Source organism: Nonomuraea sp. NPDC049646 (assembly GCF_044465525.1).
Lineage (GTDB): Bacteria > Actinomycetota > Actinomycetes > Streptosporangiales > Streptosporangiaceae > Nonomuraea.
Map to the genome: position 1 here is coordinate 46,241 of NZ_JBITLU010000003.1, position 12,257 is coordinate 58,497.

Consider the following 12,257-nt stretch of genomic DNA (forward strand, 5'->3'; position numbering starts at 1 on the left):
GCTACGCGGGACGTTCGGCGGGCACGGGGGCGGGCGGCGACTGCCGGGTGAGCAGGCGGATCCCCGGAGCGCCGCTGAGCGCGACGACGGCGGCCAGGACGGCCGGGATGATCAGGGCGACCGGCAGCGACTCCGTGGCCTCGGCCACGTACCCGAGGACCGCCGGGCCGAGCAGCAGCCCGCTGTAGCCGAAGGCCGTCACCATGGCCAGGGCGCGCCCCACCGGGCCGCCCGCCGCGCCGACCGCGCTGAACAGCACCGGCACGACCGTGGCCAGCCCCACGCCCGCCAGCGCCCAGCCGGTCCACGCGCACACCACGCGCAGCGGCCCGCCGAGCGCCGGGGCGGCGAGCACCAGGACGTACCCGAGGGTGGCGAAGCCGCCGGCGAGCTGGATCGTGCGCACCGACCCCAGCCTGGCCCTGATCGGGTCGCCGAGCAGGCGGACGGTCGTCATCGCGACCGAGAAGATCGTGTAGGCCAGCGGCGCGTCGGCCGGGTCGGTGTGCAGCACCCAGCGGGCGTGCAGGGCGGCCCAGTCGATGGCCGCGCCCTCGCTCAGGTGCCCGGCGAAGGCCGCCACCCCGAGCAGCGCGATCAGCGCCCACTTCAGCGTGCCGCCGCCCTCGCCGCCGGCCTCCTCGCCGGCCTGCCGGGCGGCGTCGGGCAGCAGCAGGCGGCAGGCCAGCAGGTACAGGAACGGGACGACGACCGCCCCCGCCACCAGCAAGGCCTGCGGGTCGACCGACGCCCGCAGCGCCAGGGACGTCAGCACGCCACCGGCCGCCCCGCCCAGGCTCCACGTGCCGTGGAAGGCCGAGATGACGGGCCGCCCGTAGACCCGCTCGACCTCGACGGAGTGGGCGTTGATGGCGACCTCGACCACCCCCAGCCCCATCCCGAACGCCAGCGCGAGCGCCATCAGCGGCCCGTAGGAGGGGGCCAGCGCGGGCCCGAGGAGCAGCACGGCCGACAGCGGCCCGCCGATCCAGGACACCCGCCGGCTCGACCACCTGTCCACCAGCCGCCCGGCCACCAGCATCGACACCAGCGCGCCGCCGGAGATCAGCAACAGGACGGTGCCCAGCCTGGCGGCGCCGAGTCCGAGGCGGTCGTTCAACGAGGGCAGGCCGGCCGCCCACAGGCCCATCACGAATCCGCTGAGAGAGAAGAGGCCGAAGACTCCGACACGTGCCCGTCTGGCATCAATGAGGCTTTTGTTCACGCCTAGAGCATAAGCTGTGGGTTGTGAAAAGTGCTACGACGAGCGGCGAACTGCGCGCGCACAACCGGGTCCGCCTGCTGCGCGCGGTGCACGACTGCGCGGCGACCCGTACCAGGTCGCAGCTCACCCGCGATCTCAACCTGGCCAGGGGCACGGCGTCGGTGCTGGTCGCCGGCCTGGCCGAGGACGCCCTGCTGCACGAGGAGCCCGCGGCCGGGCATACCAGGGGACGGCCCACCCAGGTGCCCGGCCCCCACCCGCTCGGCCCGCTGGCCCTGGCCGCCGACGTGCGCGAGGACGTCTGGGAACTGGCGGCGTGCGAGCTGGGCGGACGGGTGAGCGTGCTGGAGGTCCAGCCGCACGACGGCACCCCGGAGGGCGCCCTGGCCTCGCTCGGCCAGGCGGTGGCCGACCACCTGTCGCGCCGGGTGGTCGGCCTCGGCGTGGCCCTGGCCGGCCCGGTCCGGCACGACGGGCTGGTGGACATCGCCCACCTGGGCTGGCGCTCGGTGGACGTGCCCCGGCTGCTGGGCCTGGCGTGGCGGCCGGCCGGCCCCGGCCCGGTCCTGGTGGGCAACGACACGGGCCTGGCCGCCCTGGCCGAGGCCCGGCGCGGACGGCTGCGCGGCGTCCGGGTGGGCCTGCACCTGCACGTGGACTTCGACCTCGGCGGCGTCCTCGTCGTGGACGGGCGGCCGCTGGACGGCGCGAGCGGCCCCGGCGCCGAGTTCGGCCACATGCCACTGGGCGGCGGCGACCGGCCGTGCGCGTGCGGCGCGACCGGCTGCTGGGGCCAGGAGGTGGGCGCGAACGCGCTGCTGCGCCACGCGGGCCTGGCCCACGGCGGCGGACGGGGCCGCGCGCAGGCGGAGGAGGTGCTGGCCGGCAGCCCGGAGGCGGTCGAGGCCGGGGCCCGCGCGCTCGGCCGGGGCATCGCCGCCCTGGTCAACGCGCACGACCCCGAGGTCGTCACGCTCTCCGGGCACGGCGTCGCGCTGCTGGAGCGCGCGGGCGAGGCCCTGACGGACTCCTGCCGGCCCGCGCTGATGGCCATCAGGCGGGAACGCCCGCCCCGGATCGAGGCCGCCGCGCTGGGCTGGCGGGCCGCCCTGCTGGGGGCCATGGAGTCGGTGTTCGACGCCTTCCTGACCCCCGAAGGGCTGGAGAGATGGCGCGAAAGGGGCCCCGACCAGGGCGCCGACACGCCCGGATCACGAAATGTGACGCATTCCACCCTGAAGAGGAAAATCTTGCAATAACTTCCGGCGGCACGAGCCCGACCAGGCGATCTTGCGCCCCCCTCCCCCGGCGCTGTACGGATGGAAGGGCCCGGCGCGCTCAAGATCATCGACGGGGGTGGGAACGCGTGGATCTCGAACTCGCGCTCCGCATGACCGAGGCCGCTCTGAAGCAGGCCGTCCGGGAGGGCGCGCTGGTCTCGGTGGCGGTCGTGGACGCGGGCGGACATCTGGTGTCTTTCCAGCGTATGGCGGGTGCGGAGATCGCCGGGCCGGTGCTCGCGCCGGGCAAGGCGTACACCGCGGTGGCCCTTCGCACGGCCACCGCGGACCTCGCTCGGCTGGTGGCGCCGGGCGGGGAGCTCTTCGGTCTGACGGGTGAGCGATTCGTCTGTCTCGGGGGTGGCATCCCCCTCTGGGCGGACAACGGCGAAGGGGAACGGGTGGCCGGCGGCGTGGGGGTCAGCGGCGGCACGATCAGCCAGGACGTGGCGTGCGCCGAAGCGGCCGCCCTGGTGTGGCGGACTCGTTGAGCGGGCGCTTTCCGCAACACGAACCGCTGGTATCCGCCATGATTAGCCACTGCACCACGGGAAACAGTTTCCCGAACCCAACTCCCCGAGGAGAGAACGAGATGGCACTTCCCACTCTCACCCCCGAGCAGCGTCAGGCGGCTCTGGCGAAGGCGGCCGAGGCCCGCGCGGCCCGCACGGCTCTGCTCGCCAAGGTCAAGGCGGGCGAGCTGACCTTCGCCCAGCTCCTGGAGCGCGACGACGACATCGCCAAGAAGATCAAGGTGTCCCAGGCCCTGCGCGCCGTCAAGGGCGTCGGCCCGGCCAAGGCCACCGCGCTGATGGAGGAGGCCGGCGTCGACGAGAAGCGCCGTCTCGGCGGCCTGGGCGCCCAGCAGCGCAAGAAGCTGGTCGACGCGCTCGGCTAGGACCGGGCGGCCGGGGGCGCGCGCCCCCGCGCGCCGGCCCGCCCGCCCCCCCCCCGGGGGGCCCGGGGGGGCGGGGAGGGGGGCCCGCGCCCCCGGCGGCCCGCCCAACCCCCCGGCGGTGAGGGGGGTGGCGGGCCTCGCCGAGAACCCCCGTCGGGGCGGCGCGGGGCCCCCCCCCCGCCGCGGGGGGGGCCCCCCCCGCGCCCCCCCCCGGCCGGCGACCCCTCGTAGGGCCAGGAGGGGCCGGAGAGCGGCGCACGCTCCACGGCGGGCCCGGCCGAGGGGTCAACCTCAGGCGGTCGATCTCAGGGATGTCGGCCTCAGGGGAGGTCAGGACCGCAGGTAGGCCAGCACGGCGAGCACGCGGCGATGCTGGTCGCTGTCGTCGGCGTAGAGGCCCAGCTTGTTGAAGATGCTCCTGATGTGCTTCTCCACGGCGCCGTCGCTGATGACGAGCTGCCGCCCGATGGCCGGGTTGGACTTGCCCTCGGCCATCAGCCCGAGCACCTCGCGCTCGCGCGGCGTGAGCTGCGCCAGCGGGTCGTCCTTGCGTCTGCGGACCATCAACTGGGACACCACCTGCGGATCGAAGACGGTGCCTCCCGCCGCCACCCGCCGCAGGCCCTCCAGGAACTCGTCGACGTCGACGACCCGGTCCTTCAGCAGGTAGCCCACCGCGCCACGGGCGTCGGCGAGCAGGTCGTCGGCGTAGGAGACCTCGACGTACTGCGACAGGATGAGCACCGGGGCGCCGGACACCCGGCGCCGGGCCTCGACCGCCGCCCGCAGCCCCTCGTCGGTGAACGACGGCGGCATGCGCACGTCGACCACCGACACGTCGGGCCTGTGCTCGACGATCGCCTCCACGAGGGCGTCGCCGTCCCCCACGGTGGCGACCACCTCGCAGCCGAACTCCTCCAGCAGCCTGACCAGGCCCTCCCTGATCAGGACCGCGTCATCGGCCACGACTACGCGCACGGCACCTCCGCCACGATCACCGTCGGCCCGCCGTCCGGCGACCTGACGGTGAGCTCCCCGTCGACGGCCCGGAGCCGGTCGGCCAGACCGGCCAGGCCGTGTCCCTTGGCGACGTGTGCGCCGCCGACACCATCATCCCCGATCGTGAGCATGAGGACGTCACCGATGCGGAGGAGCTGGACCGTGCAGATGGTCGCGCGGCTGTGTTTGGCCACGTTGGTCAGGGTCTCCGCGCAGACGAAGTAGATCGCGTTCTCGGTCGCCGCCTGGAAGCGGCCCACGATCTGCACGTCGAGGTCGACCGGCACGGTGCAGCGGCCGGCGAGGGCGGCCAGCGCGGGCGCGAGGCCGCGGTCGGACAGGATGGGCGGCGCGATGCCGCGCGACAGGGCCCGCAGCTCGTCGAGCGTCTCGCGGGTGGCGCTGATCGCCGAGCTGATGGTGGCCGAGGCGGCCTCGGGGTCCTTGGCGAGCTGCCGCTGCGCCCTGGACAGCTCCATGGCCAGGGAGACCAGGCGCTGCTGCGGGCCGTCGTGGATGTCGCGCTCCAGCTTGCGCAGCGCGTTGGCCTCGGCCGACACGGCCGCCGCCCGGCCCTCGGCCAGGTCGTCGATGCGCTCCTGCAACTCGGCGACGCCGGTCAGCAGCGCCCGGCCGAGCCCGGCCCTGACCAGCGCGGCCCCGCGCACCATGAACGGCATGACGAAGGTGAAGACCAGGCCGAGCGAGACGTAGAAGATCGTGTTCACCAGGTAGCCGGAGCCCAGCCCGAGCAGCTCGGGCAGCTCCGCGTTGCCGGGGATGCGCGAGGTGATCAGGCCGTAGAGCGGGTAGGTCAGCCCGAGGATCGGGATCGCCCAGAACACCACGGTCAGCACGAACGCCAGGACGGCGAACGGGAAGTTCAGGATGCCGTGCAGCAGGTCGAGCCACGACTGGCCGTTGGTCAGCGGGTTGACGACGCGGCGGAAGCGGCCCGCCCCCTCGGGCGCCGGACGGTAGCGCGGCCGCACCGGCGGGCGCTTGAGCACGTCGGAGAGCCAGCCGCGCTCGGCGTCGGCGAAGCCCCTCGCGACCAGGAGCGTGCCGGCCAGCAGCGGCACGCCGATCCACACGACCGCGGTGCCCACGCCCGCGGCGAAACCGGCGACCATGGTGACGAAGCCGATGACGGCCGTCGGGAAACCGACCAGCGTGTAGCGGGTGTCGAGAAGGACACGCCTCATCAGGGAGCGCATGCCATGAAGGCTAAGTCCCCCGGCGCAGCGGTACGAGCCGGTGAGCAGGCGTCCGGGGGTAGGGCTGGCCCTACCCCCCTTGGTGGTGTGATCTTGACCTGAAGACGGAGGTCCGCGGCAATGTGCCCGCGCGTCCGGGACGGAAGCCTTGAGTCATCCGCTCTCCCGCTCGAAACGAGGCTCCCCCATGACCGTCCTGCTCGATCGTCCCGCGCCGGTACGGGCGCCGCGCGCGACGGCCAGGGACCCGTTCATCGACCTGCTGCGCGTGCTCGGCATGGCGCTCATCGTGCTCCAGCACTGGACGATCCCCGTCCTGTCCTACGAGGGCGGCCGGCTGACCACGGGCAACGCGCTGTCCACGCCGGGGGTGTGGGTGGTGACGTGGCTCAGCCAGGTCATGCCGCTGGTGTTCTTCGCCGGCGGGGCGGCCAACGCGATCAGCCGCGGCCGGTCGGCCAAGAGCGACCAGGAGTGGCTGGCCGCGCGCTTGCGCAGGCTGGCCTGGCCGTTGCTGCCGCTGGCGGCGGTGTGGATCCCGCTGCCCCACGTGCTGCTCACGCTGGGGGTGCCGGAGCAGCCGCTGGCGGTGGGCGCCAAGCTGACCGGGCAGTTGCTGTGGTTCCTGGCCGTGTACCTGGTCGCGGTCACGGTCACGCCGTACGCGCTGCGCCTGCACCGCAGGTTCGGCGTGCTGGTCCCCGTCGCGCTGGCGGCCGGGGCGGTCATGACGGACGTCGTGCGCTTCTCGACCGGCCTGGAGGCGGCCGGTTACGTGAACATCGTCTTCGTGTGGCTGGCCGTCCACCAGATCGGCTTCTTCTACGCCGAGGGCCGGGTGCGGCTGCCCGCGTTGCTGGCGGCCGGCGGGTTCGGCGTGGCGGCGCTGCTGGTCGGGTTCGGCCCCTACCCCGGCAGCATGATCGGCCTGCCCGGCGCCGAGGTGTCCAACATGGCCCCGCCCACGCTGGCCATCATGGCCGTCGGCGTCGGCCAGATCGGCCTGGCCGTGCTGCTGCGCCCCTGGCTGGTCCGGCTGCCCCTGCGCGGCGTCCTGGACTGGGCCGGCCCGCGGATCATGACGGTCTACCTGTGGCACATGCCCGCGCTGTTCGCCGTGACCGGCGTGGTCGTGGTCCTGCTGGGCGTGGAGACGCCGGAGCCGGGCAGCCTGTTCTGGTTCGCCGGGTGGCCGGTGTGGTTCGGGATGCTGTGCCTGGTCATGTGGGGGCTGGTGCGGGCGTTCGCGAGGTTCGAGACGCCGCCGTCGCTGCCGTACGGGACCGCCGGCCGCGGGGTCATGCTGGTGGCCGCGGGGCTGGTCGGGGCCGGGATCCTGACGCTGACCGTGGGCGGCTTCGTGCCGGGCGGCGGGCCGTTCCTGGCGGTGCTCGCGGTGCTCGGCGGCCTGCTGCTGACCGCGCCGAAGGCCCGCGCGTAACATCGGCGAAACGCGTCCCGGCCACAATCGGGCGGCATGACGACGATCCGCGAACTGACCGAGGCCGACGTGCCCGCCGTGACCGCCATCTACGCCCACTACGTGACCGGCGGCGTGGCCACGTTCGACGAGACGCCGCCGGGGGCCGGCGAGTGGCGGGCCAAGGCGGCGGCGCTCGCGGCGGCGGGGCTGCCGTTCCTGGTGGCCGAGGACGACGGCGCGGTCACCGGCCACGCCTACCTCAGCCAGTACCGGCCCAAGCCCGCCTACCGGCACAGCCTGGAGGACTCGATCTACCTGGCGCCCGGCGCCACCGGCCGCGGGTTCGGCCGGCTGCTGCTGGGCGAGCTGATCCGGCGGGCGTCGGCGACCGACGCCCGTTCGCTGATCGCGGTGATCGCCGACGGCGGCGACCCCGCCTCGCTGCGGCTGCACGCCGCCTTCGGGTTCCAGGAGGCGGGACGGCTGAGCAACGTGGGGTTCAAGCACGGCCGCTGGATCGACACCGTGCTGCTGCAACTCGACCTCCGGTAGGGGCGGCGGGTTCGACCACCCGGCAAACTTCGGCAGGATAGATACGTGAGCCTTCTCGTTGACCGCCTGCCGGAAGACATCGACGCCGACCCCGACGTCATATTCGACGCGTTCGTCGCCTGGAACGCCGAACGGGGGCTCACGCTCTATCCCGCCCAGGAGGAGGCCCTCATCGAGGTCGTCTCCGGCAGCAACCTGATCCTCGCCACGCCGACGGGCTCGGGCAAGTCGCTGGTCGCCGCCGGGGCCCACTTCGCCGCGCTGACCAGAGACGTCCGCACGTTCTACACCGCGCCGATCAAGGCGCTGGTGTCGGAGAAGTTCTTCGACCTGTGCGCCGTCTTCGGCACCGCCAACGTCGGCATGATGACCGGCGACGCCAGCGTCAACCCGGGCGCGCCCATCATCTGCTGCACGGCCGAGATCCTGGCCAACGTGGCGCTGCGCGACGGCGCGGCGGCCGACATCGGCCAGGTCGTGATGGACGAGTTCCACTTCTACGCCGAGCCCGACCGCGGGTGGGCCTGGCAGGTGCCGCTGCTGGAGCTGCCCAACGTGCAGTTCGTGCTGATGTCGGCCACGCTCGGCGACGTGTCGATGTTCGAGCGCGACCTGACCAGGCGCACCGGGCGGCCCACGGCGGTGGTCAAGCACGCCGAGCGGCCGGTGCCGCTGGTGTACTCCTACCGGATGACGCCGCTGCACGAGACGCTGGAGGAGATGCTCACCACCGGGCAGGCCCCCGTCTACGTCGTGCACTTCACGCAGGCCGCGGCCATGGAGCGGGCCCAGGCGCTGATGTCGATCAACATGGCGACCAAGGCCGAGAAGGAGGCCATCGCCGCGATGATCGGCGGCTTCCGGTTCACCACCCGGTTCGGCCGGGCGCTGTCGCGGCTGGTCAAGCACGGCATCGGCGTCCACCACGCCGGCATGCTGCCCAAATACCGGCGGCTGGTGGAGCGGCTGGCCCAGGCCGGGCTGCTGAAGGTCATCTGCGGCACCGACACGCTCGGCGTCGGCGTCAACGTGCCCATCCGCACGGTCCTGTTCACCGCCCTGTCCAAGTACGACGGCAACAAGGTCCGCCGGTTGCGCGCCCGCGAGTTCCACCAGATCGCCGGGCGGGCCGGCCGCGCCGGGTTCGACACCATCGGCTACGTCGCCTGCCAGGCCCCCGAGCACGACATCGAGAACGCCAAGGCGCTGGCCAAGATCGGCGACGATCCCAAGCGGCGGCGCGGCTACGCGCGCAAGAAGCCGCCGGAGGGGTTCGTCGGCTGGAGCGAGGAGACGTTCGAGAAGTTGCAGCAGGCCGAGCCCGAGCCGCTCAACTCCCGCTTCAAGGTGAGCAACGCGATGCTGCTGGCCGTGATCAACCGGCCGGGCGACTGCTTCCAGGCGATGCGACACCTGCTCACCGACAACCACGAAGACCGCAAATGGCAGCGGCGGCACATCAGCCAGGCCATCGCCATCTACCGGTCGCTGCTGGCCGGCGGCATCGTCGAGCAGTTCGCCGAGCCCGACGAGCAGGGCCGGCGAGCCCGGCTGACGATCGAGCTGCAGGAGGACTTCGCGCTCAACCAGGCGCTGTCCACGTTCGCGCTGGCCGCCTTCGACCTGCTCGACCGCGAGTCGCCCTCGTACGCCCTCGACATGGTCTCGATCGTCGAGTCCATCCTCGACGACCCCCGCCAGATCCTGTCGGCGCAGCTGAAGAAGGCGCGCGGCGAGGCGGTCGCCCAGATGAAGGCCGACGGCATGGAGTACGAGGAGCGCATGGAGGCGCTCGCCGAGGTCATGTACCCGATGCCGCTCGACGACCTGCTGCTCGGGGCGTACGAGACCTACCGGCGCGGCCACCCGTGGGTCGGCGACTACACGGTCAGCCCGAAGTCGGTGGTGCGCGACATGTTCGAGCGCGCGATGACGTTCGGCGAGTACATCCAGTTCTACGAGCTGGCCCGCTCCGAGGGCACGGTGCTGCGCTACCTGGCCGACGCCTACCGCACGCTGTCGCGCACGGTCCCCGAGCACCTGAAGACCGAGGACCTGGTCGATCTCATCGAGTGGCTGGGCGAGCTGGTCCGGCAGGTCGACTCCTCGCTGATCGACGAGTGGGAGAAGCTGACCAACCCCGAGGAGGCGCTGGAGCGCCAGCAGCAGCTGGAGACCAAGGTGCGGCCGGTCACGGCCAACCCGCGGGCCTTCCGGGTGCTGGTGCGCAACGCCATGTTCCGGCTGGTCGAGCTGTGCGCCATCGAGAAGGAGGACGAGCTGGAGGAGCTGGCCCCCGACGTCGACTGGGGCGCGGCGCTCGACGCGTACTACGCCGACCACGAGGAGATCTTCACCGACGCCGACGCGCGCGGGCCCGCGCTGCTGCGGATCGAGGAGGAGAGCGGCCTGTGGCGGGTGCGCCAGACGATCAAGGACCCGGCCGGCGACGGCGACTGGGGCATCGACGCCCAGGTCGACCTGACCGCCTCCGACGAGGAGGGCCGGGCCGTGCTGCACGTCCTCGGCCTCAACCGGCTCTGAGCGGCTGCGGAAAGAGAACAAGCCGTGTGCCGGAACGGACTGGCAAGGGCGTTCCGGCACCGGCTTGTCGCTTCATTGTCGGACGGCGAAGTTCGGCGTCCGGTCATGGCGACGTCTCAAGATCGAGACATTCAGCACTCCGCCAGCGTGCAGATCTTGGCGAGCATCGCGCCCGCGTCCTTGCGCTGCCGGCTGAAGTCGGCCTTGGCGGGCTTGCCCCACTCGCCGCCGGCCGTGTAGACGATCAGGGCGTTGGCGCGGCGGGTCACGACGGCCCGCTCGCCGCCGACGGCCGGCTTGCCGTGGTCGTAGGCCTGGCCGGTGACCAGCAGGCCCTCGTCGCCGAGCGCGATCTTGGCCGCGGCGTACCGGTACGCCTTGGTGCCGCAGGCCCGTACGGCCGCCCTGAGGTCGCCGACCGCCTTGCCGGCCGCCTCCGGCGAGGAGTAGAGGATCACCTGCTCGGACTTGGAGTAGTCGGGCACCGAGGTGTAGACGATCGTCCTGGCCGCCGTGCGGCCGGCCTGGCCCAGCCCGGCCTTCTGGCAGGGGTTCACGACGAGCTGGGCGTTCTTCTTGCCCGACACCGTCCAGCTGTGCTCGGGGTTGGGGTCCTTCTTGGCGGCGGCCTTCTCGTACAGCAGGAAGTTGCCCGGGATGGCCAGGCCGACGGCGACGAACAGTGCTGCGATCATGGGACAAAATGGTAGGGGTGAGCGACGAAGACCTCAGACGCGTGCTCGGGCTGCTCTGCCAGGACGACACCCTGCGCGCACTCGCGTCCCTGGTGCTCGGTGACACCGGCGATCTGCCCCCCAAGGCGCTCGACCGCCTGGCCAGCGGCGGTCTGGCCGAACGCGACGACGACGGCAAGTGGCGGGCGCGGCCGGAGCGCTTCCGCGAGCTGCTGCGGGAGCGGGCCGAGCCCCCCGCCGAGCTGAGCGCCGAGGAGCGGGTGCTGCGCACGTTCCTGGTCGACGGCCGGCTGACCACCATGGGCATGCGCCGCGACAAGCGGCTGGTCGTGCTGCGGTACATCTCCCGGGTGTTCGAGCCGGGCGTGCGCTACCCCGAGACCGACGTCAACGTGGCGCTGCGGGCCTTCCACGACGACTTCGCGGCGCTGCGCCGCTACCTGGTGGACGAGGGGCTGCTGTCCAGGGAGGGCAACGTCTACTGGCGCAGCGGCGGCCCGGTCGAGGTGTGAGCCGGGCCGGGGGGCCGGCGGGGGTCAGGGGCGGCGCAGGCGGGCGCGGTAGTCGCGGGGCGGGAGGCCGTACTCGCGCCTGAAGGCGCGGCTGAAGTGGAACGGGCTGACGAACCCCGAGGCGGCGGCCACCTGGCCGACGTCCAGGTCGGTCACCTCCAGCAGGCTCGCGGCGTGCCGCACCCGCGCCCTGCGCACGGCGCCCATCGGGGTCTGGCCGGTCTCGGCCGCGAACAGGTGCGCGAACCTGGACGGCGACAGCGCCACCGCGCGGGCCAGCGAGGCGACCGAGTGCTGGGCCCCGGGCTCGCCGGCGATGAGGTCGAGCACCCGCCGCACCCGCTCGTCCCCGCGCTCGGCCCCGGAGGCGACGGAGGCGGCGGCCCCCGCCGAGGCCGTGGCCAGCACCAGCACCTCCTCCACCGCCCCGAGCACCAGCTCCCTGGCGGCGCTCGACAGGACGACCGCCGGCGCGGGCGGCGCGGCGGGGGCGGTGTGGCCGGGGATCCAGCGGGCGTCCTGGAGGGCGCGGTCGAAGGCCCGGCCGACGCGGTCGCGCACCCCGGCGGGCACGCCCTCCACCAGGTGGCAGCCGGTGGCCAGGGCGTACGGCGCGAGCCAGGCCGTCCAGGACGGGCGCGGCTGGAAGTGCACCCACCAGAACCGCCATCTCCCCGCCCCCGGCGCGACCCGGTAACGCTGCGCCGAGCCGGGCCCGAGCACCGCCAGGTCCCCCTCCCGCACGGTGAACGCCGCCCCCGCCTGCTCGATGCGCCCCTCCCCCGCCTGGGTCCACAGCAGCAGCCAGCTCGGCGAGCCGTGGGGGCGGCGGGTGCCGTACCCGGCCGGCTTGTCGTAGTGGCCGACGATCATCAGCTCGGCAGCAGGAACAGACAGGTTCTCAGCGGTCAC

12 protein-coding genes are annotated in these 12,257 nt (G+C 73.3%); 7 read left to right on the forward strand and 5 right to left on the reverse strand.

Annotated features, from left to right (window positions below):
• Position 1: 1 nt before the first annotated feature.
• The gene (locus ACIBQ8_RS09240; RefSeq protein ID WP_397191661.1) at positions 2 to 1,225 is read right to left on the reverse strand and encodes an MFS transporter; all 1,224 of its coding nucleotides are present in this window, start codon (positions 1,223 to 1,225) and stop codon (positions 2 to 4) included.
• A 23-nt stretch (positions 1,226 to 1,248) separates the two neighbouring features.
• On the opposite strand from ACIBQ8_RS09240, the gene ACIBQ8_RS09245 reads away from it, so the two are divergent.
• The 3 genes from ACIBQ8_RS09245 (at position 1,249) to mihF (ending at position 3,403) form a co-directional block, all read left to right on the forward strand.
• Entirely contained in the window at positions 1,249 to 2,484 is a 1,236-nt protein-coding gene (locus ACIBQ8_RS09245; RefSeq protein ID WP_397191662.1) for an ROK family protein, read from the forward strand.
• A gap of 107 nt (positions 2,485 to 2,591) precedes the next feature.
• Positions 2,592 to 2,996 (forward strand): heme-binding protein, encoded by a 405-nt coding sequence (locus tag ACIBQ8_RS09250; RefSeq protein ID WP_397175157.1) that lies wholly within the window; start codon positions 2,592 to 2,594, stop codon positions 2,994 to 2,996.
• A gap of 101 nt (positions 2,997 to 3,097) precedes the next feature.
• Entirely contained in the window at positions 3,098 to 3,403 is a 306-nt protein-coding gene (gene mihF, locus ACIBQ8_RS09255) for an integration host factor, actinobacterial type (RefSeq protein WP_043641121.1), read from the forward strand.
• Between the two features lie 330 nt (positions 3,404 to 3,733).
• Here mihF and ACIBQ8_RS09260 read toward each other — a convergent pair whose 3' ends face one another.
• Positions 3,734 to 4,381: a response regulator transcription factor gene (locus ACIBQ8_RS09260; protein WP_358285518.1), complete on the reverse strand. Its 648-nt coding sequence runs from the start codon at positions 4,379 to 4,381 to the stop codon at positions 3,734 to 3,736.
• Positions 4,372 to 5,607, reverse strand: a complete 1,236-nt coding sequence (locus tag ACIBQ8_RS09265) for a sensor histidine kinase (RefSeq protein WP_397191663.1) — start codon at positions 5,605 to 5,607, stop codon at positions 4,372 to 4,374. The genes ACIBQ8_RS09260 and ACIBQ8_RS09265 overlap by 10 nt, the downstream gene beginning before the upstream one ends.
• 199 nt (positions 5,608 to 5,806) lie before the next feature.
• On the opposite strand from ACIBQ8_RS09265, the gene ACIBQ8_RS09270 reads away from it, so the two are divergent.
• The 3 genes from ACIBQ8_RS09270 to ACIBQ8_RS09280 are packed head-to-tail and all read left to right on the forward strand — an operon-like array spanning position 5,807 to position 10,138.
• On the forward strand, positions 5,807 to 7,060 hold the full coding sequence (locus tag ACIBQ8_RS09270; RefSeq protein ID WP_397175154.1) for an acyltransferase: 1,254 nt from the start codon (positions 5,807 to 5,809) through the stop codon (positions 7,058 to 7,060).
• 36 nt (positions 7,061 to 7,096) lie between these two features.
• Positions 7,097 to 7,594 carry a GNAT family N-acetyltransferase gene (locus ACIBQ8_RS09275; protein WP_397191664.1) on the forward strand — a complete coding sequence of 166 codons (498 nt, stop codon included), beginning with the start codon at positions 7,097 to 7,099 and terminating at the stop codon, positions 7,592 to 7,594.
• A gap of 45 nt (positions 7,595 to 7,639) precedes the next feature.
• Complete coding sequence (locus tag ACIBQ8_RS09280; RefSeq protein ID WP_397175150.1) at positions 7,640 to 10,138, forward strand: DEAD/DEAH box helicase; 2,499 nt, start codon at positions 7,640 to 7,642, stop codon at positions 10,136 to 10,138.
• A gap of 131 nt (positions 10,139 to 10,269) precedes the next feature.
• Here the strand turns inward: ACIBQ8_RS09280 and ACIBQ8_RS09285 are convergent, their stop codons facing one another.
• Positions 10,270 to 10,833 carry a hypothetical protein gene (locus tag ACIBQ8_RS09285; RefSeq protein WP_397175148.1) on the reverse strand — a complete coding sequence of 188 codons (564 nt, stop codon included), beginning with the start codon at positions 10,831 to 10,833 and terminating at the stop codon, positions 10,270 to 10,272.
• Positions 10,834 to 10,841: 8 nt separating this feature from the next.
• On the opposite strand from ACIBQ8_RS09285, the gene ACIBQ8_RS09290 reads away from it, so the two are divergent.
• Entirely contained in the window at positions 10,842 to 11,345 is a 504-nt protein-coding gene (locus tag ACIBQ8_RS09290) for a DUF2087 domain-containing protein (protein ID WP_397175147.1), read from the forward strand.
• Between the two features lie 24 nt (positions 11,346 to 11,369).
• Here the strand turns inward: ACIBQ8_RS09290 and ACIBQ8_RS09295 are convergent, their stop codons facing one another.
• Complete coding sequence (locus ACIBQ8_RS09295; protein ID WP_397191665.1) at positions 11,370 to 12,257, reverse strand: helix-turn-helix domain-containing protein; 888 nt, start codon at positions 12,255 to 12,257, stop codon at positions 11,370 to 11,372.

What these genes read in the sequence shown, in the direction of transcription:
- mihF (WP_043641121.1), top strand. Translation starts at nt 3,098, where the DNA reads ATGGCACTTCCCACTCTCACCCCCGAGCAGCGTCAGGCGGCTCTGGCG.
- ACIBQ8_RS09265 (WP_397191663.1), bottom strand. Translation starts at nt 5,607, where the DNA reads ATGAGGCGTGTCCTTCTCGACACCCGCTACACGCTGGTCGGTTTCCCG.
- ACIBQ8_RS09270 (WP_397175154.1), top strand. Translation starts at nt 5,807, where the DNA reads ATGACCGTCCTGCTCGATCGTCCCGCGCCGGTACGGGCGCCGCGCGCG.
- ACIBQ8_RS09275 (WP_397191664.1), top strand. Translation starts at nt 7,097, where the DNA reads ATGACGACGATCCGCGAACTGACCGAGGCCGACGTGCCCGCCGTGACC.
- ACIBQ8_RS09285 (WP_397175148.1), bottom strand. Translation starts at nt 10,833, where the DNA reads ATGATCGCAGCACTGTTCGTCGCCGTCGGCCTGGCCATCCCGGGCAAC.
- ACIBQ8_RS09290 (WP_397175147.1), top strand. Translation starts at nt 10,842, where the DNA reads ATGGTAGGGGTGAGCGACGAAGACCTCAGACGCGTGCTCGGGCTGCTC.